Genomic DNA, 26,007 nt, shown 5'->3' with positions numbered 1-26,007 from the left:
GGTCAAAATCCCGTTAGCGAGCATGAAGTTCGGCGTTCCATCCATGCTGATGTTGTAGGCTTCGCCACGGTGGCTGTAGTCGATGCGGCTGATACCGACCGTCCGGACCGGCTTGAGGCCACCGTCCGACAGGACCGCGGGTTCGAACTCGGTACGTTCGTAGTGCTCGTGCTGAGGGAGATCACCATCGCCGACGAGGTTCTTCTCTCCGAGCATGTCGCGGCTGTGTCCCTCGTCTTTGCAGTCGACCGAGCAGAACCGGCCCGCAGTCCATGCGTCACAGATTTCACACTGCGACACGCCGATGTCGTCTTTGAAATCAGCGATTTCGTCGCCCGGAGACAGGTCCCGAAGCTCCGTCTCGACGAGTCGCCCGTCCTCGTCGACGACGAAGAAGGGGTGAGTCAGACTCGCCAGTATCGTCCGGCCATCTTCCAGTTCGAGTTCGAAGAAATCCGCGACGCCGGAGTCGACGAGTTTCCCCTTGTCGGACTGGATCTCGTTCGTCTCGAAGTCGACTGATGGGATCGGCTCACCGTCTTCACTCACTTCCTCGATGGGTTTCACCTCCGGACTCGACGGATATCCGGTGACGACTTCGGTCCCGGGCGGCACGCACAACGAGTCGGCCTCGTCGAGGAAGATGATCCGGTAGTCGAAGCCGCCGAAACTCGACCGCGCGAAGTTCTTGATTCGGTCGCGCACCACGTCGATCCCCCGCTGGTCGGAGGCGTTGAGTTCGAGGAAGTTGCCCCGCCAGTCGTCGCCATAAATTTCACGCGCAATAGCTGTGGAACAAGTAGTTTTACCCACGCCTGCAGGACCTGAAAATAAAAGGTGCGGCAGGTCGTCCTGATCGATGTAGCTCCGCAGACGGTCGACGATGTCGTCCTGTCCGTGCACGTCCTCCAGGGTCTCCGGACGGTACTTCTCGATCCAGATTTCCCGTCCGGTCGCGCCCTCGGACTCGGCCTCGCTCATACCATACGGAGGGGCCGGTCCGCACATAAACTCCCCGAGACCGGGGAGTATTAAGTACGCCCCCGGACCACCACGAGGTATGGCCTCGCAGGGCGACCCGCGCGTACTCTTCGTGATGAATCTCCTCCTCTCTTCGGTGTTCGCGGTCGGCGTCGTCTGGGGACTCTCCGTTATCGATCTGGTGGGATTTACGATCTGGAACGTCGCGTCGCTCGCGCTCCTGTTGATGGGCGTGACGTATCTCGTGACGCGGTGACGCGGATGTGTCCCGGTCGGCCGAGCGGACACGACGATAGCGCGTTTTATTAGCCTCGACTCGCGGTGTAGGTGTATGACCATCGAGGACCGCGACGAGGCGTATCTCGTCACTCACGCCCTCGCCAAGGATACGCTCTCGAAGATTCGGGACGTGACGACCGAGCAAGTGGCCTTCCGGAAGGGCCTGGTGAAACTCGGGCGCATCTGTGGCTACGAGATCATCGACGGCGCGATGGACACCGAGTACGTCGCCATCGAGACGCCGTTGGCCGAGACGACCGGCGAGCGCGTGAAAGGCTTAGACGACGTGGTGATCATCAACGTCCTCCGTGCAGCGACGCCCTTCGTAGAGGGGTTGTTGAAGGCCTTCCCCCGCGCCAAACAGGGTGTCATCAGCGCCGGCCGCGACGAGGAGGCCGGGATGAACGAGGACGGCGAGTTCCCCATCACCGTCGACTACGTGAAACTCCCCGAGATCAAGGACACCGACACCGTCATCGTCGCCGACCCGATGCTCGCCACCGGATCGACGATGTCGGCCGTCCTCGGCTACGTTCTCGAAGACGCCGATCCGGAGAACCTCTTCGTCCTCTCTGCGGTGAGCGCCCCGGACGGCCTCCTCCGTGTCGGCGAGGCCGTCCCCGAGGCCGACCTCCTCACCGTCGCTATCGACGACCACCTCGACGAGAACGGCTTCATCGTCCCCGGCCTCGGCGACGCTGGCGACCGGGCGTTCCGCACCAAATAACCCCTCCCTTTCAGGTCGAACCTCGACCGACGACGCCGGATTCGAGCGTCGATAATCTCCACCGAGACCGACCCGTGGACGGCTCCATACCGGTCCGTAGTCATCCGTATACTGTCGGCTGTGAGTCATACTGCCGGCTGTAAGTCAATCGAGATATTCGCCATCCTAAGATGGCGAATATCTCGAAACAGTTACAACCGACAGTGTTAGGACAGTTCGACCCGGCCACCGGTTGCACTCCGCAGGCGGTCCCGGAGCCCCGCCCCGTCCTCGACGGGGACGCGCACCTCGAAACTCGCCCGTGCCTCGTAGGTGGCGTCGAACTCGACGCCGGCGCTTTCGAGGATGCCGCGAACGGTGCCGGAGTCGTCGTAGTCGACCGTGGCGACGAACCGCTCGTGGGGTCGTTCCTCGACGACGCCCGCCGCCGCCACCGCGTCGCTCACGCCCCGGGCGTACGCCCGCGCCAATCCGCCGACGCCGAGGTTGACGCCGCCGTAGTAGCGGGTGACGACCGCGACGACGTTTCGCAGGTCGCGCTGGACGAGGACGTTCAGCGCGGGGTTGCCCGCGGACCCGGTGGGTTCGCCGTCGTCGCTCGACCACTCGCGGAGCATACCGCCGTCGCCCGTCGGAACGCGGTAGGCGGGCACGTTGTGTGTCGCGTCTGCGTACGCCTCGCGCACCTCGCTCGCGAACGCCTCGGCGGCCGCGACGGAGTCGGCGGGGGCGACGTGGCCGATGAACTCCGAGCCCTTCACCTCGAAATCGGCCTGTGCCCGCTCCGCGACGGTGAGAAACGCCTCGCCCATCAGAACTCGACCCGGCGGACGTACGGCAACTCGCGAATCTCGACCAGGAGGTCCCCCGGCAGGGCGGCGTCGGTGATGACGTACAGTTTGGGGTCGTCGACGAACTCGGGGTCCTCGCTGATCACCTGCCTGATCGAGATGCCGCGGTCCGCGATGGCCGTCGTCACGTCGGCGACGATGCCCGACTCCGTCTCGTCGTCGACCCAGACCGTGAGCACCGAGAGGTCCAAGACGGGCGCTAGATCCATCAGGCTCGGGATGGCCGTGATGTTCTGGAAGATACGGCGGAGTTCGGGGTCTCCGAGGATGACATCGGTCGTCGAATCGACGACACGGCGGTCGACGCCGATCTCGCGGGCGATTCCCGTGTTGGGAATCTCGATCCCGCCGGAGACGACTCGCCCCTCGTCGTTGACGGAGAAGCCCCGTTCGAGGAGGAGGCGGATCACCGCCTGTTGACTCGGGCTCCCCTCGAATTTCCCCATGATCTCGTCGAACATGACGAGGGGGTTCGCGGGCATCCCGCTTCGGTGTTTGGTTTCGTCCGCCGGCCCCGACGCGCTCGAATCGGTCGTGAGCGTGGTCGCCACCCATCGTTCGACACATACTACTTTTTGGCCGCTGATTGGCGAGCCATGCGCCACACCGTCGTCTTCACCGACCACACTTTCGCCGACCTCGACATCGAGCGTGCCATCCTCGACGAGGTCGACGCCGAACTGGTCGACGCCGAGACGCGCGACGACCCGCTCGAAACCGTCCTCGCCGACGCCGATCCCGACGGTGTCATCGTGATGTACGCGGATGTCGACGCCGACCTGCTCGATCTGATGCCCAACTGCCGGGTCGTCTCCCGGACCGGCATCGGCTTCGACAACGTCGATCTGGACGCCGCCACCGAGCGTGGCGTCTACGTGACGAACGTGCCGGACTACTGCATCCCCGAGGTCTCGGACCACACGATAGCCCTCCTGCTCGCCCTGGCGCGGAAGGTCGTCGACTACAACGACCGCGTCGAGGCGGGTGAGTGGGACGTGACCGCCGGGCGGACGATGCGCCGCCTCGACGGGGGGACGCTCGGCCTGATCGCCTACGGCGACATCGCGCGGGCGGTCGGGGAGAAGGCCCGAGCGCTCGGGATGGACGTCCTCGCTCACGACCCCTACCTCGACGAGACCGACGTGGCGGGCGAGGCCGTGACGCTCGTCGACGACCGGGACGACCTCCTCGCCGAATCGGACGCCGTCTCGATCCACGCCCCGCTCACACCGGCGACGGAGGGACTGATCGGTCCGGACGAACTGGCCCGGATGAAGGAGACGGCGTTCCTGCTCAACACCGCCCGCGGCGGCATCGTCGACGAGGACGCGCTGGCCGACGCGATCCGGGTGGGCGAAATCGCCGGCGCCGGCCTCGACGTACTCGCGGAGGAACCGCCCGACGACGACTCGCCGCTGCTCGACCTCGACGACGTGATCCTCACGCCCCACGCCGCCTACAACTCCGCCGAGAGCGTCGTCGAACTCCGCGAGAAGGCCGCCCGGAACGTCGCGGCGGCGCTCGTCGGCGAGGTGCCGCCGTCCGTGGTGAACGAGGCGGTGCTGGATTAAGCGGGCCGGCGGTCACGCCGTGGCCGCGCCGTCTCGGCCAGGACGACCCGATCCGAGCCGTCCAGCCGGCGAACCAGCCCCTCCTCGACCAGGTAGCGAACGGTCGCGAGCACCGTCAGAAGCGGCAGTCGGAGGCGGTCGGCGATCCGATCCGGCGTCGCGTCCCCTACGCGCTGGAGGTAAAGCACCACGAGCTTCGAGGTGTCGCTGTCGAGCCTGTCGAACGCCTGCATACCCGCCCACTCGGCTCCCTCGATCAAATAACTAACGACGGGTGTCGAAACGAGCTACGACAGTAGTTGAGTCTCACAGCTCGCCTTTCGTGCTCGGCGTGTCGGAGCGTCGGTCGTCGATCCGGGTAGCGTCGTCGAGCGTGCGCGCGAGCGCCTTGAACAGCGCTTCGACCTCGTGGTGGGCGTTCTCGCCCGTCACGTCGACGTGGAGGGTCAGCCCCGCCTGCATCGCCAGCGATCGACCGAAATGTCGCGCCATGGCGCTCGTGAACGCCCCGACGCGCTCCTGGGAGAACGCGCCGTCGAAGCGATAGAGGGGGCGGCCGCTCACGTCGACGACGACGCTCGCGACGGCTTCGTCGAGGGGGACACGCCGGTCGGCGAACCGGCGGATGCCGCGCTTGTCGCCGAGGGCCTCGTCGAACGCCGCGCCGAGGACGAGCGCCACGTCCTCGACGGTGTGGTGGTCGTCGATCTCCAGGTCGCCGTCGCAGTCGACTGTGAGGTCGAACAGGCCGTGTTTGGCGAAGGATTCGAGCATGTGATCGAAGAAGCCGATGCCGGTGTCGACGCGGGCGTCGCCCTCGCCGTCCACGTCGAGGGTCAGATCGATCGTCGTCTCCGCGGTTTCGCGGCTCCGGGCGGCCGTGCGGTCCATATCCGATCCTCTCGGGGCGTGCGTAAGTCGGTTGCGCCTACGCGTCCATCGCCGCCGCCAGCGTGAACGCCCCCTCGTACAGCGCGGTGCCGACGACGACGGCCGCGGCGCCCGCTTCCCGGCACGCCCGCACGTCGTCGAGGCTGGCGACGCCCCCGCTGGCGACGACCGGTATCTCCACCGCGTCCGCGAGGCGTTCGATCCGCTCGGTCCGCACCCCCTCCAGCTTTCCCTCCACGTCCACGTCGGTAAAGAGGATGGCGCCGGCGCCCAACTCCTCGTAGCGTTCGGCGGCCGCGACGGGGTCGAGCCCCGTCCCTTCGGTCCACCCCGAGACGACCACTTCGTCGCCTTTCGCGTCGAGACTCACCACGACGCTCCCCGGTCGCTCGTCGCTGATCGTCCGGACGATGTCGGGGTTCTCGACGGCGGCGGTGCCGAGGATCACGCGGTCGACGCCCCGATCCAGCAGCGACAGGGCGTCCGCGGCGGTCCGGATACCGCCGCCGAGTTGGATCGGTACGTCCACCGCCTCGACGACGGCTTCGACCGCCGACGCGTTGGCGCGTTCGCCCTCGAAGGCGCCGTCGAGGTCGACCAGATGGAGGGTTCGGGCGCCGGCGTCGACCCACCGCCGCGCCGCCTCGACGGGGTCGCCGTAGCGTTTCTCCGTGCCGCGCTCCCCCTGGACCAGTTGCACCACCTCGCTGTCCTGCATATCGACGGCGGGGATCACCTCGAACTCCGGGAACTGCGTCATACCGGACGGGACGGCGTGGGCGCCTAAAATCCGACCGGTACGGCGGGAGCCGTCCGAGACACCACAGACACAACGGATTTGTGCCCTCCGCGCCGACCATCCCTCGATGGAACTGTTCGGTTCGAGCGGTACACGCGGCGTCGTCGGTGAGGGGTTCACTGCCGAACTCGTCCAGCAGGTAGCGGCCGCCGCCGCAACCGTCTGGGACGCCGACAGAATCGCTGTCGCCCGCGACACCCGCCTCTCGGGCCATCCCTTCACCGACGTTGCTGCCGGCACCCTCGCCGCCGCCGGCGTCGACGTGGATCGACTGGGCATGCTCCCGACGCCCGGCGTCGCGTACTACTGTGCGACCGAGGGGGTGCCCGCCGTCCACATCACCGCCTCTCACAACCCCCCGGAGTACAACGGCATCAAACTCCTCGGCGACGACGGCACGGAACTGTCCGTCGACGGGTACGAGCGGGTCGAAACGCACGTCTTCGCCGTCGACGCCGTCGCCGCCTGGGACGGCGTCGGGCGCACCCGCCGAATCGACGGCGCGGCCGACGACTACCGTGCGGACCTCCTCGCGGGCGTGGACCGCGAGGCCATCGCGGCCGCCGATCTGACGGTCGCGGTCGATCCCGGTCACGGCGCCGGCTGTCGGGTGTCGCCCGCCCTCCTCCGCGAACTCGGCTGTACGGTTCGTACGGTCAACGCGGACCCGGACGGCCGCTTCCCCGGCCGCGACCCCGAACCCGTCGCCGGGAACCTGAGCGCGCTCCGCCGTCTCGTTCGCTCGACGGACGCCGACCTGGGGGTCGCCCACGACGGCGACGCCGACCGCGCCATCTTCGTCGACGAACGCGGGGAGACCATCGACGGCGACACCTCCTTCGCGGCGCTCGCGGCGGCCGAAATCGACGCCGACGATGTCGTCGTCACCGCGGTCAACGTCTCACAGCGACTGGTCGACGCCGTCGCCGAGGCGGACGCCGACCTCGATTTGACGCCCATCGGTTCGACACACATCGTCACGCGGATACAGGAGCGCCGCGACGCGGGCGACCGGGTCCCCGTCGCCGGCGAGGGCAACGGCGGGGTCTTCTTCCCCGAACACCGCCTGACCCGCGACGGCGCCTACGTCGCCGCGAAGTTCCTCGAACTCCTCGCAGCGGCCGACCGGCCGGCGAGCGATGTCGTCGCGCCGTACACCGACTACCACCTGGTCCGGGAGAACCTGCCCTACGACGACGACGCCGAACGCGACCGGCTCCTCGACGCCGCCGAGGCCTACGCCCGCGGGGCCGACGCCGACCTCGAGACGACCGACGGCTACCGTCTCGACTACGGTGACGCGTGGCTGCTCGTCCGTCCCAGCGGCACCGAACCCAAGATCCGCGTCTACGCCGAGGCGCGGGACGCGGCGCGGGCCGAGCGTCTCGTCGCCGACCTGCGCGCCCACCTCGACGCCTAGCTCCCCGTCTCGGCGAGCGCCCGTTCGATCCGCTCGCGTTCGTCGCGGGCGGCGCTCAGTTCCGCCTCGACCGCCCCGCGTTCCAGCCGTTCCCGTTCGTCCGCGTCGAGTTCGTCGCGAGCGAGCGCCGTCTCGCGCAGGTGCTCGTACGCCACTTCGTCGGGCAGGCGGCGGAGCCGACGCGCCTCCGCGACAACCTCCTCGGGGGCGAAGCGGGCAACGACGGAGACGAGTTCGGCCGCCCGATACCGGAGACGGTCGGCCGACGGCGGCGGCCACGACACCGTCAACGGCTCGGCGTCCAGCCGTTCGAGATAGGTCCGTCCCGTCGACACCCGCGTCCGGAGGGCGCCCGGGTCGTCGACGTAGTGTGAGAGCTTCGACGTCGAGTAGTCCGCGTACTCCAGGAGCGTCGGAATCGGCTCCTCGCCCGCCGGCGTCGTCTCGACGTACGCCCGCAGGTCCGACGGCGGCTGCTCGAAGGCGGCGAGGGGGTACGCCTCGCTCGCCTCGACGACGCGGAAGAGTTCGCGGGCGCTCGCCGTCCGTCGGAACTCCCGCCACGCCTCCTCGACGGCCTCGTTGTAGGACGCGACCGGATCACGCAGGCGCTCGACGGGGGCGTCGAGATCGGCCTCGCCCAGGCGTTGCAGGCGCTCCAGTTCGTCGATCCGGTCGTCGAGTTCCCGCCGTCGCCGCCGGGCGTCGCGTCGCACCGTCTCGTAGCGCTCCCGTGCGTCCTCGCGCTCCCCGAGCAGGGCGGCACGGTCGGCCGCCGGTTCGAGGAGTTCCCGCGCCCGGTCGAAGTCGTCCTCGCCGAGGCGGCGCTGGTCGAGGTGCTCGTTCGCCGCCTCGAACGCCTCCCGGGCCGGCAGGTCCTCGGGGAGTTCCTCGACGAGTTCGACGAACTTCTCCTGGAACTCGACGTACGCGCGGAAGTCGCCGGTCCCGGTCGCCCTCCCCTCGTACCGGTCGAGGAGGGCGGTCGCCTCACGGTGGGCGTCGCGGACGGTCCGGAGCCGTCGTTCCCCCGCCTCCTCGACGGCGGCGCTCGCGTCGGCGAGTTCCTCGCGGGCGTCACGGAGCGTCTCCGCCGCGACGCCGCTCTCCGCGTCGCTCATTCCGAATCGTACACCTCGTCGGGGTCGAAGACGCGTTCGCCGACGGTTTCGCCCTCGACGGTCCGGTAGAAACAGGAGCGGTAACCGGTGTGACAGGCGCCGCCGTCCTGGTCGACGAGATAGAGCAGGGTGTCGCCGTCACAGTCCACCCGAACCTCCCGAACGTGCTGGATGTGGCCGCTCGTCGCTCCCTTCTCCCAGAGTTCGTCACGGCTCCGGGAGTGGTAGTGCGCCCGCCCCGTCTCGCGGGTCCGGTCGAGTGCCTCGGGCGAAACGTACGCCAGCATCAACACCTCGCCGGAGTCGGCGTCCTGTGCGACGGTGGGGACGAGGCCGTCCGAGCCGAAATCCACCTCGACGGTCATAGACGAGACAGGACGGCTCCACCGATAGGTCTTGTGTCGTCCGGTCCGGAGTTCCGCCGGCGGAACTATGTGTCTCGGTACCAAGCCTCGGATATGGGCTCCAGTCAGGGGACGGACATCTACGCCGAGACGCTGGCGGTGTTCGACCGGCGCGAGGATCGGTGCGAACCGCTCACCACGCTCGACGTGGCGGACGCACTCGACGCGAACCGTCGGACCGTCTACAAGCGGTTGCGGACGCTCGCCGACCGCGGGGCGGTACGCACGAAGTCGGTTGGCTCGAACGCGCGGGTCTGGTGGCGACCGCCCGCCTACGAGCGGTCGACAAGCAGCGAGACGCCCGGGGAACACCGGGACCGGGAACTGGAGCGCCGGTCCCGGATGATGGAGTCGGCCATCGACGGCATCGCCATCACCGACGACGACGGCGAGTACGTCTACGTCAACGAGAGCCACGTCGAGGTGTACGGCTACGACGACGCGACGGCGTTTCTCGGCGACCACTGGTCGATGTGTTACCCCGAGTCGGAACTCGACCGGTTCGAGGCGGAGATCATCCCGACGCTGTACGAGGACGGCGCGTGGCGCGGCGAAGTGCTCGGACAGCGGCAAGACGGGAGTACCTTCACGCAGGATCTCTCGCTAACCGTCGCCGACGACGACGGGATCATCTGTGTCGTCCGCGACATCACCGAGCGCAAAGAACAGGAGCGACGACTCCGGGATGCCCGCCAGTTCAACGAGGAGTTGGTGGAGAACGCCCCGTTCGGCACCTTCCGCCTCGACGAGGAGTTACGGATCACCTACGAGAATCCGCGTGCCGAAGAGATCATCGGCCTCCCCGACGACATGGAGTCTTCGGACGCCATCGGCGTGGATATCCGGACACTGCCACCGATCGTCGAGACGGGGCAGGCGGATCTTTTCGACCGGCTACAGGAGGGCGAGACCATCGAGTTCGACTTCCCGTTCGAGTCGATCTACGGGAAGAAGGCGTATTTCACGGGGCGAGCCGTCCCCGTCTATCGCGACGGCGAGTTCGACGGCGCAATCCTGATGGCCACCGACATCTCCGAACGCCGCCAGTACGAACGCGAACTCGAGCGACAGCGCGAGCAACTGGCCGCCCTCGACGAACTCAACGACGTGGTCCGGGGGATCACCGAGGCGGTCATCGAGCAGTCGACGCGGGCGGAGATCGAGCGGGTAGTGTGTGACCGGCTGGCGGCCTCCGACTCGTACCGCGGGGCCTGGATCGGCGCGGTCGACGCCGGGCCGGGCGTGGAGCCACGGGTAGAAGCCGGCGTCGAGGGGTATCTCGACGACATCGCGGCCGCCGCCGGCGAGAACGAGGGACTGGTCGGCGAGGCCGTCCGGACCGCGGAGCTACAGATCGTCCGAAACGCCCAGGAGGACGGTCGCCCGTTGCACGACGACGCCCGGGAGGTCGGGTATCGGGCAGCCGCGGTGATTCCGGTCGTCCACGGGGGTATCGTCTACGACGTGCTCGGGGTCTGCTCGACGCGACCGGACGCGTTCGCGGCGGAAGAGCGGGCGGTGCTCGGCCAGCTGGGCGACGTGATCGGGCATGCGATCACCGCCGTCGATCGGAAGCGGGCACTCATGAGCGACGAGGTCGTCGAACTCGACATCCGGATTCCGGGACTCGTCGAGCACTCGCGGACGATAGACGGGACGATCACCATCGACCGCGTGACGCCGGTCGGAGACGACGAGTTCCTCGTCTACGGGACGGCGACCGGCGACGCCATGACGACGATACGCGCGCTGCGTGACGACCGATCGGACTGGACGGAACTGCGGACGTTCGACGAGCAGGACGGACGGATACGGTTCGAACAACGCCTCGCGGACCCGCCGCTGACCTCGATCGTCGCGGACTACGGCGGGAACGTCGAGGGGGGAACGATCGAAGACGGCGAGTACAGCGCGACCGTCCAGTTCCCGCCGGGCACGAACGTGCGGCGGGTCGTCGAGCGGCTTCAGGAGACACCGCTCGAGGTCAGGGTCGTCAGCCAGCGACAGGTGATCCGCGAGCACCCGTCGTCACAGCGCGTCCTGCACACGCTCGCGGAGAACCTGACCGAGCGGCAGCGGGCGGCGCTCGAAGCGGGCTATTTCGGCGGTTTCTTCGCGTGGCCGCGGCACCGCTCCGGCGAGGACATCGCGGCGTCGCTCGACATCGGCGCCTCGACGTTCCACCAGCACGTCCGGAAGGCCGAGCGGAAACTCCTCGACGTGGTGTTTGCCGAGCTGTGACACTCACATATTTTGGGTAGATAAACTATGCCGCCGACGGGTATGGCTACGTGCATGGACGGCGAACTGCAACCACTCCTGGGGGGGAGGGCGGGGCTCGAACGATCGGCGATCGTCGCCGATCCGCGGCAGCGACGGATCCTCTCGATCCTCGAGTCGCGAGCGCGGCCGACGACGGTCGACGAACTCGGGCGCCGACTCGCCGCTGTGGAACGCGGCGACGGTGCGGTCGTGGACGATGTCGACCCGCGATCGATCCGGCTCGACCTCCGGCACCGCTGCCTCCCGGGTCTGGAGTCCGTGGGCTGGATCGACCGACAGCCGGATGGAATCCGCCTCGACGACCCGCTTTCGGCGGTCGACATCTCGCCGCCGCCGTTGGGAGCGCCCGACGACCCCGCGTGGCCGGTCGTCAGCGCGCTCCTCGCCCGGCCGTCCCGTCGGGTGATCCTGTCGGTCGTCGCCGACCACGACGGGCGCCTCGCCCTCAAGGACCTCGCGGCCGAACTGCGCCTGCGTGACGACGTGATACAGCCCGACGACGACCGGCGGCTCCCGATCGCCCTGCACCACGTCGACCTGCCGAAACTGGCGGCTATCGAGGTAATCGAGTACGATCCGGACGCGCGGACGGTCACCCCGACGCCGCGGCTGGCGGCGTGTCTCGACCGACTCGATATCGAGTAGCCGAGGAACTTACCGCCGGTCCCCGCGACGGACGTGGACGCGGGCCGGTTCGACCAGTACGTCGTGGCCGGCGTACGTGAATCGGAGCCCCTCGATCGCCGTCGACGATGCGAAAAGCAGATCGAGTGCGTCGACGTCGACGGACTCTTGAAGCGGCGGGAGATCCAGCGGCGACCGATCGGAGACGGCCGCGACGGCTCTGATGACGGCTTCGCTGGCGTGCTCGTCGTCGCCGATGGGCCGAACGTGATCGTACTCCGTTTCCACCATCTGAATATCGGATCGATACGGGTGGATACTACTAATCTCCACCGTTCGGTGGCACTACTTCGCGCGGCGTCATAGTGATTATTGGAAGTCATTACCGGCGGGTCGCCGACCCGTTCCGGCGACCCACCGGTAAACAGTTACAGTAAACATTATCACGCGACGCCCAGCGCCCGCAACAGCCCGAAAAGCAGGTCCCCGTAGATCAGCGCGACAACGAGGCCGAGGAAGACGGGCACGATGAACGGCACGCCGGGCGAGAGCCACACCGTCTCGCGGGTCGTCACGACGCACAGCCCCTCGCGGAGGGTCTCCGGTGTCGTGCCGTACGCGCTCCCCTCGATGTCGTCGAGGAAGCGCTCGGCCGCCCAGGGATCGTCGTGGTCGGCGTCGTCGGGAGCCCTCTCGACTGTCCGGGTCTCGTCCACCGGCGTCGGGCGATCATCGTCCGTGCCGGTGTCGACGGCCCCGTCGGTCGGCTCGTACGTCTCACCGACGCTCGTCGGGTCGCGGTGAGCCGACGGCGACGCCCGGAGCGCCGCGAGGGTGGTACCGCGCCACCGCAGATACATCCGCAGGGCGTCGAGGTCGAGGCCGCTCCGAGTGAGCCCTTCGGTCGTCTCGAACAGGCGGCCGTGTTCGCGCAGAAGCGCCGACACGTCCGTTCGTCGGCCGACGAACATGACCAGCGAGAGATCGCCACGGAGGGCGTTTCGAACGCCGAGATAGAGGGGATAGAAGAGGCCAACGAGCACCGCGTTCGTCAGGATGGTCATCGAGAACACGCCGAGGGTGGTCGTGACGAGCGGATACGCGCCGGTCCGAAGGTAGAAGACGGGGTAGGTGGGAAAGAGGACGGCCAGCGTCATCAGCGCCTTGGCGTCGGCGCCCCCGAAGCCCCCGATCCACCAGAGACCGTAGGCAAGCGGAACGAGGATCAGGACGCTGACGCCGACGCGGACGGCGAAGAGGCGGTCGGCGACGGTCGTCATCGGGAGGTGGCCGGCCGCGTCGACGGCGAGGGTGAGCAGGCCAACGGCAAGGAGGGGGTACCACAGCCGGTTGGGGAGCCGGCGGGTTCGCACGTCACGCCACGCCGCCCACCCGAGTGCGGGCACTGCGATCAACCGCAACAGATCCGTCGTCGCCCCGAGCATTGTCGAGTAGGGACGCGGGGAGAAATTAGGGTTTCCGGCTTACCGAGCGGTCGCTACCGGTCGTCGCGTGTCAAAAAAACGGAAGACTGCCGGCTCAGATGACGCGGTTCTGCAGGTAATCGAGGTGCTTCGCGTTGTAGACGAGTTTGACCTCGTCCGCCGTCGGGCTACCGATGCAGGTCAGCCGGACGTCCTTCTCCTCGACTTCCTCGTCGGAGAGGATCTGCTGCATGTCCATATCGAGATCGCCCTCCATGACGATGGCCGCGCAGTTCGCACAGGCGCCGGCACGGCACGAGAAGGGCCAGTCGTAGCCCTGCGCCTCGGCCGCTTCGAGGACGTACTCGCCCTCGTTGACCTCCAGCGAGCCGTAGTCGACGTCGTCGAGACCGGCGTCCGCCGCCTTCTCGAAGAGGTCGTCGTCGTCCATTTCCCAGCCGTGATCGTCCAGTACTTCGTAATTGAGGTATTCTACCGTGGGCATCAGCCGAAGGTTGAGCGGCCATCCCATTAGACTTTGCTGTTCGGCAAAGCCTTGACGCCCTCACTGCCGACGAACGTGTTCGATTTCGGGGGCGTCGCCGTCGTCCCCCCGTCTCTTGACAGGCTACGTATGTAACCGTCGGCGTCAACGAATCGGGCATCGATCGCCCCCGCGTAACGACTATCGGTTGAACACGCGGGCCGAAGGCCGCGGACGGCCTCCGTCGGGGGCGTCCCGACTACCGATTGAGCGTGTGAATCGCCTGCCCGAGCGCGTTCTCCGCCGCCTCCATCACCGCCTCCGCGAGCGTAGGGTGGGTGTGGACCGTCGCCACCACGTCCGAGAGCGTCGCACCCATCTCGATGGCGAGGGTCGGCTCCGCGATCAGTTCCGAGGCCTCCGGGCCGACGATCTGTGCGCCGAGGACGAAGCCGTCCTCGCTGGCGACGATCCTGACGAACCCCTCGGTTTCGCCGAGCGTCAGCGCCCGCCCGCTGGCGTTGAAAGGCATCTCGCCGACGACGGGGTCGAACCCCTCCGCCTTCGCCTCCGCCTCGGTCAGTCCCACCGTCGCGATTTCGGGGTCGGTGAAGACGGCGGCAGGCACGGCTCGCGTGTCGAACGCCGCCGGTTCGCCCGCGATGGCTTCGGCGGCCACGATCCCTTCCGCCGACGCCGTGTGGGCGAGCATCGGTTCGCCGGCCACGTCGCCGACGGCGTAGATGTCGTCGACGGCCGTCTCACACCGCTCGTCCGTCTCGAAGAAGCCGCCGTCGGTCGTCTCCAGCCCCACTTTCGCGGCGTCGAGGGTGTCGGTGATCGGCTCCCGACCCACCGCGACGAGCACCCGGTCGGCGCCGTACGTCGACTCCTCGCCGTCCTCTGTCTCCGTGGTGACGACGATACCGCCGTCGGCGGCGTCGCGCCACCCGCTCGCCCCTTCGCCGAACTGGAAGTCGACCCCCTTCGACTCGGCACGCTTGCGCACCACCCGCGACACGTCGTCCTCGTACCCCGGGAGGACGCCGTCCAGCATCTCCACCACGGTCACGTCGCTCCCGAGGTCGGCAAAGACCGTCGAGAGCTCCATCCCGATGTAGCCCGCACCGATCACCACGAGGCGGTCCGGGACGGTGTCCAGATCCAACGCCGCGGCCGAGTCGAGGACCGGGTCGTCGGCGAAGTCGAACCCGGGTAGTTCGATCGGTCGACTCCCCGTCGCGACGATGCAGTGCTCGAAGGTCATCGTCTCCGCGCCCTGACCCTCCCCGCCGTGTTCGACCCGGACCGTCCCCTCGTCTTCGAACTTCGCCGTCCCTTCGACGAGGCCGACGCCGTTTGCCTTACAGAGCTTCTCGACGCCGCCGGTGAGGCGGTCGACGACCCCCTCCTTCCACTCGTGCATCGTCGCGAGGTCGACGACGGGATCGGCGTACACACCCATCTCCTCGGCGTTCGCGGCGTCCTCTGCGACCCCCGTCGCGGTGATGTAGGCCTTCGACGGGATACACCCGCGATTCAGGCAGACGCCGCCGTAGGCGTCGCGTTCGACCAGCGTGACGTCTAAATCGCGCTGGGCGGCACGGATGGCGGCGACGTAGCCGCCCGGTCCCGCGCCGATAACCAGTACTTCAGTTCCGGTCGTGACGTCTCCGACGACCATGGTGGTCACACTCGGGAGGCGCCCGGTTATAAAAACTGGCAGGGATTGGCGACCGTTTATTCGTAGACGGGGAATTCGGCACAGAGCCGGTCCACTTCGTCACGAACCTCGCTCGCCACGTCGGCGTCGTCGGGGTTGTTCAGCCGGTCGACGATCAGTTCGCCCACCGTCTCCATCGCCCCGGTGTCCATGCCGCGCGTGGTGAGCGCGGGCGTCCCGATGCGGATGCCGCTGGTGACGAACGGCGACCGCGTCTCGCCGGGCACCGTGTTCTTGTTCACCGTGATTCCCACGTCGTCGAGGGCGTCCTCCGCGTCCTCGCCCGTGAGGTCCGGATGGGACTCCCGCAGGTCCAGCAGGAGGAGGTGTTTGTCCGTCCCGCCCGACACCGGCTGGATGCCCGCGTCGGTGAACACGTCGACGAGCGTCTTCGCGTTCGCGACGACCTGCTCCGCGTAGTCGACGAAGTCGGGTTCGAGCGCCTCGCCGAACCCGACCGCCTTGCCCGCGATGTTGTGCATCAGGGGGCCGCCCTGCCCGCCGGGGAAGATGGCCTTATCCACCGCGTCGGCGTACTCTTCGGTCGTCATGATCATTCCGCCCCGGCCGGCGCGGATGGTCTTGTGCGTACTCCCCGTCACGAAGTCGGCGTGGTCGACGGGCGAGGAGTGGACGCCCGCGGCGACGAGGCCGGTGATGTGAGCGATATCCGAGAGGTGGTAGGCGCCCACGTCGTCGGCGATGGCGCCGAGGCGTTCCCAGTCGAACTCGCGGGGGTAGGCGGAGGAGCCGCTGACGATCATGTCGGGATCGAACTCGGCGGCCTGTGTGGCCAGTTCGTCGTAGTCGATGTAGCCCGTCTCGGGGTCGACGCCGTACTGTTCGACCTCGTAGAGTTGGCCGGAGAAGTTGACGTGGTGGCCGTGGCTGAGGTGGCCGCCGTGGTTCAGGTCCAGCGACATGACGCGGTCGCCGGGCTCCAGCACCGCGAAGTAGACACCCATGTTCGCCTGCGTCCCGCTGTGGGGCTGGACGTTGACGTGATCGGCGCCGAAGAGTTCCGTCGCGCGGTCGATGGCGAGGGTCTCGACGGTGTCCATGTGCTGACAGCCGCCGTAGTAGCGCTCGCCGGGGTAGCCCTCGGCGTACTTGTTCGTCATGACGCTTCCCTGGGCCTCCATCACCGCCTCGGAGACGTGGTTCTCCGACGCGATCATCTCCAGGTTGGTCTCCTGCCGTCGCTCCTCGCCCGCGATGGCTTCGGCGACCGCGGGGTCGGTCTCCTGTAGGTGCGAGTGGCTCGATGTCACACGTCGAATCAGGGAAAACAGCGGCATAAGTAGCGTGGTCGTTCACAAACGTTCCCGCAAAATCGGGACCCGGACTACTCGTCCAGCGCGTGCCACGACAGCCGCGGGTTCCGGGCCGCGGAGGCCTGATCGATCCGCCGGGCCGTCGTCGTCCGCGGCGTCTCGGCCAGGTCGTCCTCGGCCATCCCCGTGACGGCGTTGAACGCCGCCGCGAGGTCGTCGAGTCGCCGCTTGGATTCGGTCTCCGTCGGCTCCGTCATCAGCGCCTCGTCGACGATTTCGGGCCACTTCGTCGTCGGCGGGTGGACGCCGTGATCGAGCATCGACTTCGCCACGTCGCCCGCGTCGGCGTCCGCGCTCGCGACGAACTCGTGGTGGAAGGGGCCGTACGGCACCTCGTACTCGATCCGCGAGGCGAGGTAGTTGGCGTTGAGAACGGCGGTTTCGCTCACGGTCTCCAACCCCTCGTCGCCGTGGCGCAGGATGTATGCGTACGCTTTCACCAGCACCAGCCAGTTACCCACGAACTCGTGGACCCGGCCGATGGTGTGGTCGGGTTCGTACGTCTCGTACCCCTCGTCGGTTTCGCGGACCTGCGGGGTCGGGAGGAAGGACGCGAGGGCTTCCCCGACGCCGATCGGCCCCTGTCCCGGCCCGCCGCCGCCGTGGGGCGTCGCGAACGTCTTGTGCAGGTTGAAATGCATGATGTCGAAGCCCATGTCGCCGGGGCGGGCCTTCCCCAAGAGGGAGTTGAGGTTCGCGCCGTCGTAGTAGAGCAGGCCGCCCGCGTCGTGGACGATCTCGGCGATCTCCTCGATCGACCGCTCGAACAACCCGAGCGTGTTGGGGTTGGTGAGCATCAGGAGGGCGGTGTCGTCGTTCACCGCCGCCTCCAGGGCGTCGACCTCGACGCGCCCGTCCTCGTTCGACGGGAGTTCGACCACGTCGTAGCCGGCCATCGACGCGCTGGCGAAGTTGGTTCCGTGGGCCGATTCCGGGACGATCACCTCGCTCCGGTCGTCGCCGTTCGCGTCGTGGTAGGCCTTCGCCACCTGGATGCCCGTGAACTCGCCCGCCGCGCCCGCCGGCGGCTGGAGCGTCACCGCGTCCATCCCGCCGATGGTCGCGAGCGTCTCCTGGAGGTCGTACAGCAGGTGGAGAACCCCCTGTTTGTCGGCGTCGGCGCGGTGGGGATGCACCCGGTTGCCCCGGTGGGCCGCCACGTCCTCCGTGAATTTGGGGTTGTACTTCATGGTACACGACCCCAGCGGGATGGTGCCGGATTCGATGCCGAAGTTCATCTGGGAGAGCCGCGTGTAGTGCCGGGACACCTCCGGCTCCGCGAGCGCGGGGAGTTCGAGTTCGTCACGCGTCAGGTCGTCCGGTAGCGACGACTCGACGCCCACCGACTTCGAGCGCTTCTCGCTCAGGAGCGGTTCGTACTGCCCGCCCGCGTACCAGCGCGTCTGCTGGTGGGGCGGATCGGTCGCCTCGCCGGAGTCGTCGGATCGCTCGCGACGTTCCTGGCTCATACGGCAGGCACCTCCGTCTCGGGCGCGAGGGCGTCGAGCAGCGCGTCCACCTGCTCGCGGTTGGTGTCGGTCACGCAGACGGCCAGTCGCTCCTCGCCGCCGTCCTCGACGGTCCGGAGGGCGATACCGGCCTCCCGGCATCGGTCGATCACGTCGCTCGCAGGCTCCGCACAGTCGACCAGCGCCTCGCGGAAGTGGTGGCCGTCGTAGACGGGCGCGGTGAAGCCGTCGAGCGCGTCGATCCGCTCGCAGGTCTCCTCGATGCCCGTCACGCACTCCTCGGCCAACTCGACGAGGCCGTCTGGGCCGAGCCACGCGGCGTGGATGGCCGCCCGGAGCGCCAGCCACGCCTGGTTCGTGCAGATGTTCGAGGTGGCGCGCTCCCGGCGGATGTGCTGTTCGCGGGTCTGCAGGGTCAGCGTGTACGCACGATTCCCCGCGCCGTCCTCGCTGGCGCCGACGAGCCGTCCCGGCACCTGTCGGAGGAACTCCTCGCGGCAGGCGAAGAGGCCGAGGCCCATCCCGTAGGTCGTCGGCAGGCCGAGGACGCCGGCGTCGCCGACGACCACGTCCGCACCGTACGATTCGGGGGGTTCGAGCACCGACAGGGCAACCGCGTCGGAGCCGACACAGAACAGGGCGTCGTGGTCGGCCGCGAGGTCACCGACCGCGCCGAGGTCGGGTTCGAGCACCCCGCGGGCGTTCGGCGTCGCGGCGTAGACCAGTGACACGTCGTCGTCGACCCGGGCGGCGAGGGCGTCCACGTCGACCGTCCCCCCGCTCGTGGGGTAGGTGTCGACGCCGATGTCCGGACCGTCGGTGTAGTTGTCAAGCACCGACCGCACCCGGTCGGGCAGGCTCTCGGGGACGAGGACCGTCTCGCCGCTCGACTGACGCACCCGGTCGGCGAGCAGGGCGGCTTCGCCCAGCGCCGTCGCGCGGTCGTACATCGAGCAGTTGGCGACGCCCAGGCCGGTCAACTCCACGACGAGCGACTGGAACTCGAACAGGGCCTGCAGGAACCCCTGTGTGATCTCGGGTTGGTACTGCGTGTAACTGGTGAGAAACTCCGAGCGCAACGAGAGGTGATCGACCACGGAGGGGACGTAGTGGTCGTAGTGACCACCGCCGAGGAACTCGGTCAGATCGGGCGACTCGTCGAGGATACCCTCGACGGCCGCGCGGGTCGCCCGCTCCGACCGGCCCTCGATCCCGTACTCGCCGTCGAACCGAACCGATTCGGGGATGTCGAACAGTTCGTCGGGGTCCGATACCCCGACCGCGTCGAGCATCGCCGATCGCTCAGCGTCGGAGTGAGTCGCGTACGGCATGTCAACGAAACTCAGGCCGCTCGACGTATATATTCGACGCTGTACAGCATTTTACATGTTCTGTAGTAATGGTTCGTCCGTTCCTCGCTCACCTGCAGTCGACGACGGTCCGGCGAAGCGTCCCCGACGGTGACGACACCCCCGCCTGTGCGGGAATCCGTCTCAGTTCACGCGCTCGACTTCGTAGCCCGCGTCCTTGATAGCCGCCATGACCGCGTTCGCGTGGTTCTCACCGCTCGCGATCACCTGGAAGACCAGATAGGCGTCGCCGACGTGGAGGTCACCGACCGCGCGGTCGTGTCTCACAGTCCGGATGTTCGCGCCTTTCTCGCCGATGATACTCGAGATACGGCCCATCTCGCCGGGCTGGTCCCGGATGCGGATGCGGAGGTGGAGCAACTGGTTCCGGTCGGTCAGTGCGTGGGTCAATACCGTCTGGAGCATCGACATGTCGATGTTGCCCCCACAGAGCAGCGGGACGACCGTCTCGCTCTCTACGTCCACCCGATCGCTCAGCATCGCTGCGACCGAGGCCGCGCCCGCCCCCTCCACCAACTGTTTGGCGCGTTCGAGCACCGTGAGGATGGCCCGCGCGATGTCGTCGTCGCTCACCGTCACCACTTCGTCGACGTGGTCCTCGATCAGGCCGAGCGTGAGTTCGGAGATGCTCCCCGTGGCGATGCCGTCCGCGATGGTCTTCGGGGACTCCTCGTCGACCGGCGCTCCCTTGCGCAGGCTCTCGTGGACCGTCGACGCCAGTTCCGCCTGCACGCCGATCACGCGGATCGAGTCGTCCAGTGCCTTCAGTGCCGTGCTGATACCGCCGATCAACCCCCCGCCCCCGATGGGCACGATCACCGTATCGACGTCCGGAACCTGCTCGTGGATCTCCAGCCCCAGCGTCCCCTGTCCGGCGACGATGGCGGGGTCGTCGTAGGCGTGGACGAACAGCATTCCCGGCTTCTCGGCCAGCGACTTGGCGTGGGCCATCGCCTCGCCGAAGTTCGAGCCGTGGAGTTCGACCGTCGCGCCGTAGCCCCGCGTGGCGTCGACCTTCGTCTGGGGAGCGTTCTCCGGCATCACGATGGTCGACTCCAGCCCCACCGTCGTCGCCGCCAGCGCGACGCCCTGGGCGTGGTTGCCCGCGCTCGCCGCCACGACGTGTTTGTCGCTTCCCGCCTCCTGTTTCAGCTTGTTGTACGCCCCGCGGGTCTTGAACGACCCCGTCCGCTGCAGATGCTCCATCTTCAGGTGCACGTCCGCGCCCGACATCTCCGAGAGCGAGCGGTTCGTCTCGATCGGGGTCCGTCTGACGATAGCCGGGTCGTCGAATCGGTCGCGCGCGGCTTCGATGTCCGCCAGTGTGACCGTCTCAGTCATGCCCTACCCTGCGTCCACCGACCGAATAAGTGCCGTGCTTAGTGCAACAAGGCGTTTAAGCGTCTTCTTCGGCCGAGCCCACCGACACCGGGGTCGATCAGTCGACCAGTAACCGCGCGGGCGCCGCGAGCAACGCCATCACGCGGTTGGTGAATCGGGCGGCGACGGCGCCGTCGACGACGCGGTGATCCACCGACAGGGAGAGCGGCAGGGTGTATCGGGGGACCACTTCGCCGTCGACGACGCGGGGCCGTTCCGCGACTTTCCCGAGCGCCAGGATGGCGACTTCGGGGTAGTTGACGATGGGCGTCGCGTACTCCCCGCCGATGACGCCGACGTTGGTGATGGTGAAGGTGCCACCCTGCATCTCCTCGCGGTCGATCGAGCGGTCGCGTGCCCGTTCGACCTTCGTTGCCGTCTCGGCGGCGAGTTCGAGGAGGCCCTTGGTGTCGACGTCCTCGACCACCGGGACCATCAGCCCCGCGTCCGTCGCCGTCGCCACGCCGATGTTGTAGTCGTCGTGAAGGACGATTTCCTCGGCGTCCTCGTCGAGTGACGCGTTGACCTGCGGGAACTCCTGCAGCGCCCGCGTCACGGCGCGCATGACGAAAGGGAGGTAGGTGAGGGACACGTCCGCCTCGGCGGCGTACGGTTCGAGTTCGGTCTTCGTCTCCACCAGCCGCGTCACGTCCACCTCGTCGGTGTGGGTGACGTGGGGGGCGGTGTATTTCGCCCGCTCCATCTGCTCGCCGATGGCGCGGCGGACGCCGCGGTACGGGATACGGTTGCCGGGCCGCGCCCCGTCGGCGGGGGCCGACGCCGTCGGGTCGGCGTCGGCCGTCGCCGCGAACTCCCGGACCCTCTCGGGCGTGACGAACGCCTCCCCGTCGCGGCGTTCGTCGGTCGGCACCGCGTCGAGGTCGACGCCGAGTTCGTCCGCGAGCCGTCGCGTCGCCGGGGCGGCGAGGGTTCGGTCGCGGTCCGCGGCGTCGATCCCGCCCGCCGCCTCCGTCGCCGCCGTCACGGCGTCGGCCGATTCGCGGTGCGTTTCGGCGTCGTCGGCGTCGGCCCCCTCGTCGCCGTCTTCCACCACGCTCGTCGCCGACGCGTCGACCGACCGTGGCGTCGGGTCGCCCGTCCCCTCGGCCGCCGCCCGCACGTCCGCGCCGGTGACGCGCCCGCCCGCCCCTGATCCCTCGACGCCAGCGATGTCGACGCCGAGTTCGCGGGCCAGTCGACGGGTGCTCGGGGAGGCGAAGACGCGGCCGCCGGCGGCGGCCTCGCTCCCGTCGTCGACCGTGGCGTCGGTGGGGGCACTCTCGGACTCCGATTCCGATCGCGGTTCCGCTTCCGCCTCGTCCCCGTCGCCGCCCACGTCGATGGAGACGATGACGGTGCCCACGGGCACCATCTCCCCCTCCTCGGCGTGCAGTTCGACCACCGTTCCCGCGAAGGGTGAGGGCAGATCGACGAGCGCCTTGTCCGTCTCCACCTCCGCGAGCGGCTGGTCCTCGTCGATCTCTTCCCCTTTCTCGACCAGCCAGCGGACGAGTTCGCCCTCGGCGACGCCCTCGCCCACGTCGGGGAGTTCGAACGTCTCGACGGTCATCGGAAGTCGACGACCTCCCGGATGCCGTCTTCGATCCGGGTCGGCGAGGGGAGGTAGTAGTCCTCCAGCGCGTAGAGGGGGACGGGGGTGTCGAAGCCGGTGATTCGTTCGATGGGCGCCTCCTGGTAGAGCAGGGACTCCTCCTGCAGGATCGCGGTTATCTCGCCGCCGAGCCCGCCGGTTCGGGGGGCCTCGTGGACGACTGCGGCCCGGCCCGTCTTCTCGAAGGAGTCGACGATGGTCTCGCGATCCAGCGGCGAGAGCGTCCGCAGGTCGATCACTTCACACTCGACGCCTTCGGCGGCCAGGTTCTCGGCGGCCTCCATCGTCGGCCGGGTCATCGCGCCCCACGTGTAGACGGACACGTCGCTTCCCTCGCGACGCACCGCGGCCTCGCCGAGCGGGACCGTGTGCTCGCCGGTCGGCACGTCCTCGCGGAACGCGCGGTAGATGAGTTTGGGTTCGAGGAAGATGACGGGGTCGGGGTCGCGGATGGCCGAGGCGAGGAGGCCCTTGGTGTCGGCGGGCGTCGAGGGGATCACCACCTTCAGCCCGGGTTCGTGGACGAAGAAGGCCTCCTTCGACTCGGAGTGGTGTTCGGGGGCGCGGATGCCGCCGCCGTAGGGCGCCCGGACGACCATCGGACAGGTAAAGCGCCCGCGGGTCCGGGTGCGCAGGCGGGCCGCGTGGCTGATGATCTGGTCGAACGCGGGGTAGATGAAGCCCATGAACTGGATTTCGGGCACCGGCCGGAGGCCGTAGGCGGCCATGCCGATGGAGGTGCCGACGATCCCCGACTCCGCGAGCGGCGTGTCGATCACGCGGTCGTCGCCGAACTCCTCGTAGAGGCCCTCGGTGGCGCGGAACACGCCGCCGTTTTTCCCCACGTCCTCCCCGAGGACGATCACGTCCCCGTCACGTTGCATCTCGGTGCGGAGACCGTCCCGTACCGCCTGTACCAGCGTCAGATTCTGTGTCTCGGTCTGGGTATCAGTGCTCATATTACTCCTTCAGGAAGGCGTCGTCGCCGTGTCGGTCGCGCAGTCGATGCAGGGCGGCCCGCTGGTCGCGAAGCGCCGGGGACGGCTCGGCGTACACGTCGTCGAACATCGCGTCGGGCTCCGGGCGGGCGGTGTTCTCGGCCCGTTCGATGGCTTCGCTCACCTGCTCGCGGACGCTCGTCTCGATCCCCTCGACCGTCTCGTCGTCGAGGCGGCCCGTCTCGCGCAGGAAGCGTTCGAGGCGGGGGATGGGGTCCCGGCGGCGCCACTCGGCCACCTCCGCCTCGTCGCGGTAGACCGTCGGGTCGTCGGCGGTGGTGTGGGCGCCGAAGCGATACTGCACCGCCTCGATCAGGGTGGGTCGCGGCCGTTCGCCCGGCGTCCGGGCTTTCTCCACCGCCGCCCGGGTCACTTCGTAGGTCGCCAGCGGGTCCATCCCGTCGACCTGCACGCCGTCGATGCCGTAGGCGACGGCCTTGCCCGCGAGCGTCGGGCTCGCGGTCTGGCGCTCCCGCGGCACCGAGATGGCCCACCCGTTGTTGTTACAGAGGAAGACGGCGGGCACGTCGAAGACGCCCGCCACGTTCAGCCCCTCGTGGAAGTCGCCCTCGCTGGTGGCGCCGTCGCCGAAGTAGGCACAGGCTACTGCATCGTGGCCGCGAAGCTTCGACGCCAGCGCCAGCCCCGTCGTGTGCGGCACCTGCGTCGCGATGGGGACCGCCGCGGGGAGGACGTTCACGTCCGTGCGCCACCCGCCAGCGCCGTGGCCCATCCAGTACAGCAGGATATCGGAGAGCGAGAGGCCGTGGACGTGGACGGCGGCGTGTTCGCGGTAACTCGGGGCGATCCAGTCCCGGTCGTCGAGGGCCATCGCGCTCCCAACCTGGGCCGCCTCCTGACCGGCCAGCGGCGGGTAGGTGCCCATCCGGCCCTGTCGCTGGAGGTTGACCGCCCGCTCGTCGAAGTGGCGCGCGAGGCGCAGGTGGCGGTAGAGGGCGACCAGTTCGTCGTCAGCGAGATCGGGGGGGTCGCCGACGAGTTCGCCCGACTCGTCGAGCACCTGGACCATGTCGTCCGGGTCGCGGTCGAACACGTCGCTCACGGTTCGGCCCTCGCTATGACCGGGTGCTCGTCGGGATTATCGTAGCTGTTCATCGGTTCGGTTTCGCCCGAATCGGAGACCACGGCCAGTCGAGGATCGCTGGACCTCCGGCTGGCTACGATACACCATCACGCCCCCACGTCTTAGTCGTTCGGTGCCGGGTCGCCGGGCGGCGGACGGACATCGTCACGTCGCGGCGTGGGCCTCGCGGCGTGCCTCCTCGACGCTCCGACCGTCGCGGAGGACCGCGTCGACGAACAGTTCGCCCGCCCGGTACGACGACCGGACCATCGGGCCGCTGGCGCAGTAGAGGAAGCCGAGTTCCTCCTCGGCGACGCGGCGCCACGTCTCGAAGGCGTCCGGGTGGACGTACTCGTACACGTCGAGGTGGGTGCGGGAGGGCTGGAGATACTGGCCGAGGGTCACCACGTCGACGCCGGCCTCGCGACAGTCCGAGAGCGCCCGGTAGAGTTCGTGGTCGTACTCCCCCAACCCGAGCATGAGGCTCGTCTTTGTGTACACCCCGCCGGCGTCGGCCGCGTGTTCGAGCACCGAGAGCGACTGCTCGTAGCCGGCGCGGCGGTCCCGGACCGGCCACTGGAGCCGTTCGACCGTCTCGACGTTGTGTGCGAGGACGTCCGGCCCGGCGTCGAGGATGCGATCCACCAGATCGAGGTCGCCCCGGAAGTCGGGGATGAGCACCTCGACCAGGATGCCGGGATCGCGCTCCTTGATCGCCTCGATGGTGCGCGCGAAGTGGCTCGCACCCTGATCGGACAGGTCGTCGCGGTCGACGCTCGTGAGGACGACGTAGTCCAGGCCGATCTCCGCGACGGCGTCGGCGACGTTCGCGGGTTCGTCGGGGTCGAGTGCCGACATCCCACCCGTCCGTACGTCACAGAAGTTACAGCCGCGGGAACACCGATCGCCCATGAGCATGAACGTGGCCGTCCCGGGGCCGTTACGGCCGCTCCAACACTCGCCCAGGTTCGGACAGTTGGCCTCCTCGCACACGGTGTTGAGGTCGCGGTCGCGGAGCGTCTGCTTGATCTCCGTGAACCGCTCGCCCGACGGGGGGCGCATCCTGAGCCAGTCGGGCTTACGTTGCCGTGCCATACTCCCTCTTTCGGGCTACTGCGCAAAAACGTGTGGGCTCCAGATTGCACCACATCGTCCGTTACATATATATTCGGAGGTAT

25 protein-coding genes and 2 pseudogenes are annotated in these 26,007 nt (G+C 68.2%); 6 read left to right on the top strand and 21 right to left on the bottom strand.

What is annotated here, in order from left to right:
* Positions 1 to 567: pseudogene (locus HALNA_RS21805) on the bottom strand (hypothetical protein); the annotation flags it as partial.
* Between the two features lie 51 nt (positions 568 to 618).
* A pseudogene (locus HALNA_RS21800) lies at positions 619 to 981 on the bottom strand (AAA family ATPase); the annotation flags it as partial.
* Between the two features lie 79 nt (positions 982 to 1,060).
* On the opposite strand from HALNA_RS21800, the gene HALNA_RS20725 reads away from it, so the two are divergent.
* Both HALNA_RS20725 and upp read left to right on the top strand, forming a co-directional pair.
* Positions 1,061 to 1,237: a hypothetical protein gene (locus HALNA_RS20725; protein ID WP_169719059.1), complete on the top strand. Its 177-nt coding sequence runs from the start codon at positions 1,061 to 1,063 to the stop codon at positions 1,235 to 1,237.
* Between the two features lie 75 nt (positions 1,238 to 1,312).
* A complete protein-coding gene (gene upp, locus HALNA_RS17525; RefSeq protein WP_049937634.1) occupies positions 1,313 to 1,987 on the top strand; it encodes a uracil phosphoribosyltransferase in 675 nt (224 codons plus the stop codon).
* Positions 1,988 to 2,193: 206 nt separating this feature from the next.
* Here upp and HALNA_RS17520 read toward each other — a convergent pair whose 3' ends face one another.
* Positions 2,194 to 2,799, bottom strand: coding sequence for an IMPACT family protein (locus tag HALNA_RS17520; RefSeq protein ID WP_049937633.1), 606 nt, complete (start codon positions 2,797 to 2,799; stop codon positions 2,194 to 2,196).
* A complete protein-coding gene (locus HALNA_RS17515; protein WP_049938116.1) occupies positions 2,799 to 3,299 on the bottom strand; it encodes an amino acid-binding protein in 501 nt (166 codons plus the stop codon). Before HALNA_RS17515 ends, HALNA_RS17520 begins: the two co-directional genes overlap by 1 nt.
* Positions 3,300 to 3,434: 135 nt before the next feature.
* Between HALNA_RS17515 and HALNA_RS17510 the strand changes: the two genes are divergently transcribed.
* Entirely contained in the window at positions 3,435 to 4,409 is a 975-nt protein-coding gene (locus HALNA_RS17510) for a C-terminal binding protein (RefSeq protein ID WP_049937632.1), read from the top strand.
* Here HALNA_RS17510 and HALNA_RS17505 read toward each other — a convergent pair.
* The 3 genes from HALNA_RS17505 to hisA all read right to left on the bottom strand — a co-directional run bounded on the left by HALNA_RS17505 (position 4,406) and on the right by hisA (position 6,060).
* Positions 4,406 to 4,642, bottom strand: coding sequence for a hypothetical protein (locus HALNA_RS17505; protein WP_049937631.1), 237 nt, complete (start codon positions 4,640 to 4,642; stop codon positions 4,406 to 4,408). The genes HALNA_RS17510 and HALNA_RS17505 overlap by 4 nt on opposite strands.
* Before the next feature lie 73 nt (positions 4,643 to 4,715).
* The gene (hisB, locus tag HALNA_RS17500) at positions 4,716 to 5,300 is read right to left on the bottom strand and encodes an imidazoleglycerol-phosphate dehydratase HisB (protein WP_049937630.1); all 585 of its coding nucleotides are present in this window, start codon (positions 5,298 to 5,300) and stop codon (positions 4,716 to 4,718) included.
* Between the two features lie 37 nt (positions 5,301 to 5,337).
* Positions 5,338 to 6,060 (bottom strand): 1-(5-phosphoribosyl)-5-[(5-phosphoribosylamino)methylideneamino]imidazole-4-carboxamide isomerase, encoded by a 723-nt coding sequence (gene hisA, locus HALNA_RS17495; RefSeq protein WP_049937629.1) that lies wholly within the window; start codon positions 6,058 to 6,060, stop codon positions 5,338 to 5,340.
* A gap of 106 nt (positions 6,061 to 6,166) precedes the next feature.
* Here hisA and glmM point away from each other — a divergent pair, with 106 nt between their 5' ends.
* The gene (gene glmM, locus HALNA_RS17490; protein WP_049937628.1) at positions 6,167 to 7,519 is read left to right on the top strand and encodes a phosphoglucosamine mutase; all 1,353 of its coding nucleotides are present in this window, start codon (positions 6,167 to 6,169) and stop codon (positions 7,517 to 7,519) included.
* On the opposite strand, the gene HALNA_RS17485 is transcribed toward glmM, so the two are convergent.
* Complete coding sequence (locus tag HALNA_RS17485; protein ID WP_049937627.1) at positions 7,516 to 8,640, bottom strand: DUF7118 family protein; 1,125 nt, start codon at positions 8,638 to 8,640, stop codon at positions 7,516 to 7,518. The two genes, glmM and HALNA_RS17485, sit on opposite strands and share 4 nt — an antisense overlap.
* Entirely contained in the window at positions 8,637 to 9,005 is a 369-nt protein-coding gene (gene hisI / locus HALNA_RS17480; RefSeq protein WP_049937626.1) for a phosphoribosyl-AMP cyclohydrolase, read from the bottom strand. The genes HALNA_RS17485 and hisI overlap by 4 nt, the downstream gene beginning before the upstream one ends.
* 93 nt (positions 9,006 to 9,098) lie before the next feature.
* Between hisI and HALNA_RS17475 the strand changes: the two genes are divergently transcribed.
* Positions 9,099 to 11,285 (top strand): bacterio-opsin activator domain-containing protein, encoded by a 2,187-nt coding sequence (locus tag HALNA_RS17475; RefSeq protein ID WP_049937625.1) that lies wholly within the window; start codon positions 9,099 to 9,101, stop codon positions 11,283 to 11,285.
* Positions 11,286 to 11,327: 42 nt separating this feature from the next.
* Positions 11,328 to 11,972: a DUF7344 domain-containing protein gene (locus HALNA_RS17470; RefSeq protein WP_157573608.1), complete on the top strand. Its 645-nt coding sequence runs from the start codon at positions 11,328 to 11,330 to the stop codon at positions 11,970 to 11,972.
* A gap of 9 nt (positions 11,973 to 11,981) precedes the next feature.
* On the opposite strand, the gene HALNA_RS17465 is transcribed toward HALNA_RS17470, so the two are convergent.
* From HALNA_RS17465 to lipA, 12 genes are all read right to left on the bottom strand, one after another.
* On the bottom strand, positions 11,982 to 12,242 hold the full coding sequence (locus tag HALNA_RS17465) for a HalOD1 output domain-containing protein (protein WP_049937622.1): 261 nt from the start codon (positions 12,240 to 12,242) through the stop codon (positions 11,982 to 11,984).
* A gap of 152 nt (positions 12,243 to 12,394) precedes the next feature.
* A complete protein-coding gene (locus HALNA_RS17460) occupies positions 12,395 to 13,396 on the bottom strand; it encodes an A24 family peptidase (RefSeq protein WP_049937621.1) in 1,002 nt (333 codons plus the stop codon).
* 94 nt (positions 13,397 to 13,490) lie between these two features.
* A complete protein-coding gene (gene fer, locus HALNA_RS17455; protein ID WP_049938115.1) occupies positions 13,491 to 13,880 on the bottom strand; it encodes a ferredoxin Fer in 390 nt (129 codons plus the stop codon).
* Positions 13,881 to 14,118: 238 nt separating this feature from the next.
* Positions 14,119 to 15,543 carry a dihydrolipoyl dehydrogenase gene (gene lpdA, locus HALNA_RS17450; RefSeq protein WP_049937620.1) on the bottom strand — a complete coding sequence of 475 codons (1,425 nt, stop codon included), beginning with the start codon at positions 15,541 to 15,543 and terminating at the stop codon, positions 14,119 to 14,121.
* 56 nt (positions 15,544 to 15,599) lie between these two features.
* The gene (gene glyA / locus HALNA_RS17445; RefSeq protein ID WP_281172123.1) at positions 15,600 to 16,853 is read right to left on the bottom strand and encodes a serine hydroxymethyltransferase; all 1,254 of its coding nucleotides are present in this window, start codon (positions 16,851 to 16,853) and stop codon (positions 15,600 to 15,602) included.
* A 74-nt stretch (positions 16,854 to 16,927) separates the two neighbouring features.
* Complete coding sequence (gene gcvPB, locus HALNA_RS17440) at positions 16,928 to 18,385, bottom strand: aminomethyl-transferring glycine dehydrogenase subunit GcvPB (protein ID WP_049937618.1); 1,458 nt, start codon at positions 18,383 to 18,385, stop codon at positions 16,928 to 16,930.
* Complete coding sequence (gene gcvPA / locus HALNA_RS17435; protein ID WP_049937617.1) at positions 18,382 to 19,716, bottom strand: aminomethyl-transferring glycine dehydrogenase subunit GcvPA; 1,335 nt, start codon at positions 19,714 to 19,716, stop codon at positions 18,382 to 18,384. The genes gcvPB and gcvPA overlap by 4 nt, the downstream gene beginning before the upstream one ends.
* Positions 19,717 to 19,878: 162 nt before the next feature.
* Entirely contained in the window at positions 19,879 to 21,096 is a 1,218-nt protein-coding gene (gene ilvA / locus HALNA_RS17430; RefSeq protein WP_049937616.1) for a threonine ammonia-lyase, read from the bottom strand.
* A 97-nt stretch (positions 21,097 to 21,193) separates the two neighbouring features.
* Positions 21,194 to 22,705: a dihydrolipoamide acetyltransferase family protein gene (locus tag HALNA_RS17425; RefSeq protein WP_049937615.1), complete on the bottom strand. Its 1,512-nt coding sequence runs from the start codon at positions 22,703 to 22,705 to the stop codon at positions 21,194 to 21,196.
* Positions 22,702 to 23,706, bottom strand: a complete 1,005-nt coding sequence (locus HALNA_RS17420) for an alpha-ketoacid dehydrogenase subunit beta (protein WP_049937614.1) — start codon at positions 23,704 to 23,706, stop codon at positions 22,702 to 22,704. The genes HALNA_RS17425 and HALNA_RS17420 overlap by 4 nt, the downstream gene beginning before the upstream one ends.
* Position 23,707: 1 nt before the next feature.
* Positions 23,708 to 24,775: a pyruvate dehydrogenase (acetyl-transferring) E1 component subunit alpha gene (pdhA, locus tag HALNA_RS17415; RefSeq protein ID WP_049938114.1), complete on the bottom strand. Its 1,068-nt coding sequence runs from the start codon at positions 24,773 to 24,775 to the stop codon at positions 23,708 to 23,710.
* 219 nt (positions 24,776 to 24,994) lie between these two features.
* The gene (gene lipA, locus HALNA_RS17410) at positions 24,995 to 25,924 is read right to left on the bottom strand and encodes a lipoyl synthase (RefSeq protein WP_049937612.1); all 930 of its coding nucleotides are present in this window, start codon (positions 25,922 to 25,924) and stop codon (positions 24,995 to 24,997) included.
* Positions 25,925 to 26,007: the final 83 nt, after the last annotated feature.

The organism is Haloplanus natans DSM 17983 (assembly GCF_000427685.1).
GTDB classification, from domain to species: domain Archaea; phylum Halobacteriota; class Halobacteria; order Halobacteriales; family Haloferacaceae; genus Haloplanus; species Haloplanus natans.
This window is presented reverse-complemented; position numbering and strand designations above follow the sequence as displayed.

Bases quoted from the DNA above. Each gene is read 5' to 3' on its own strand.
- glmM (WP_049937628.1), top strand. From the start codon at position 6,167: ATGGAACTGTTCGGTTCGAGCGGTACACGCGGCGTCGTCGGTGAGGGG.
- HALNA_RS17465 (WP_049937622.1), bottom strand. From the start codon at position 12,242: ATGGTGGAAACGGAGTACGATCACGTTCGGCCCATCGGCGACGACGAG.
- HALNA_RS17505 (WP_049937631.1), bottom strand. From the start codon at position 4,642: ATGCAGGCGTTCGACAGGCTCGACAGCGACACCTCGAAGCTCGTGGTG.
- lipA (WP_049937612.1), bottom strand. From the start codon at position 25,924: ATGGCACGGCAACGTAAGCCCGACTGGCTCAGGATGCGCCCCCCGTCG.
- gcvPA (WP_049937617.1), bottom strand. From the start codon at position 19,716: ATGCCGTACGCGACTCACTCCGACGCTGAGCGATCGGCGATGCTCGAC.
- HALNA_RS17470 (WP_157573608.1), top strand. From the start codon at position 11,328: ATGGCTACGTGCATGGACGGCGAACTGCAACCACTCCTGGGGGGGAGG.
- HALNA_RS17515 (WP_049938116.1), bottom strand. From the start codon at position 3,299: ATGTTCGACGAGATCATGGGGAAATTCGAGGGGAGCCCGAGTCAACAG.
- hisI (WP_049937626.1), bottom strand. From the start codon at position 9,005: ATGACCGTCGAGGTGGATTTCGGCTCGGACGGCCTCGTCCCCACCGTC.
- upp (WP_049937634.1), top strand. From the start codon at position 1,313: ATGACCATCGAGGACCGCGACGAGGCGTATCTCGTCACTCACGCCCTC.
- HALNA_RS17520 (WP_049937633.1), bottom strand. From the start codon at position 2,799: ATGGGCGAGGCGTTTCTCACCGTCGCGGAGCGGGCACAGGCCGATTTC.
- pdhA (WP_049938114.1), bottom strand. From the start codon at position 24,775: ATGGTCCAGGTGCTCGACGAGTCGGGCGAACTCGTCGGCGACCCCCCC.
- lpdA (WP_049937620.1), bottom strand. From the start codon at position 15,543: ATGGTCGTCGGAGACGTCACGACCGGAACTGAAGTACTGGTTATCGGC.
- HALNA_RS17510 (WP_049937632.1), top strand. From the start codon at position 3,435: ATGCGCCACACCGTCGTCTTCACCGACCACACTTTCGCCGACCTCGAC.
- hisB (WP_049937630.1), bottom strand. From the start codon at position 5,300: ATGGACCGCACGGCCGCCCGGAGCCGCGAAACCGCGGAGACGACGATC.
- HALNA_RS17425 (WP_049937615.1), bottom strand. From the start codon at position 22,705: ATGACCGTCGAGACGTTCGAACTCCCCGACGTGGGCGAGGGCGTCGCC.
- HALNA_RS17460 (WP_049937621.1), bottom strand. From the start codon at position 13,396: ATGCTCGGGGCGACGACGGATCTGTTGCGGTTGATCGCAGTGCCCGCA.
- fer (WP_049938115.1), bottom strand. From the start codon at position 13,880: ATGCCCACGGTAGAATACCTCAATTACGAAGTACTGGACGATCACGGC.
- HALNA_RS17485 (WP_049937627.1), bottom strand. From the start codon at position 8,640: ATGAGCGACGCGGAGAGCGGCGTCGCGGCGGAGACGCTCCGTGACGCC.
- hisA (WP_049937629.1), bottom strand. From the start codon at position 6,060: ATGACGCAGTTCCCGGAGTTCGAGGTGATCCCCGCCGTCGATATGCAG.
- HALNA_RS17475 (WP_049937625.1), top strand. From the start codon at position 9,099: ATGGGCTCCAGTCAGGGGACGGACATCTACGCCGAGACGCTGGCGGTG.
- HALNA_RS20725 (WP_169719059.1), top strand. From the start codon at position 1,061: ATGGCCTCGCAGGGCGACCCGCGCGTACTCTTCGTGATGAATCTCCTC.
- gcvPB (WP_049937618.1), bottom strand. From the start codon at position 18,385: ATGAGCCAGGAACGTCGCGAGCGATCCGACGACTCCGGCGAGGCGACC.
- ilvA (WP_049937616.1), bottom strand. From the start codon at position 21,096: ATGACTGAGACGGTCACACTGGCGGACATCGAAGCCGCGCGCGACCGA.
- HALNA_RS17420 (WP_049937614.1), bottom strand. From the start codon at position 23,706: ATGAGCACTGATACCCAGACCGAGACACAGAATCTGACGCTGGTACAG.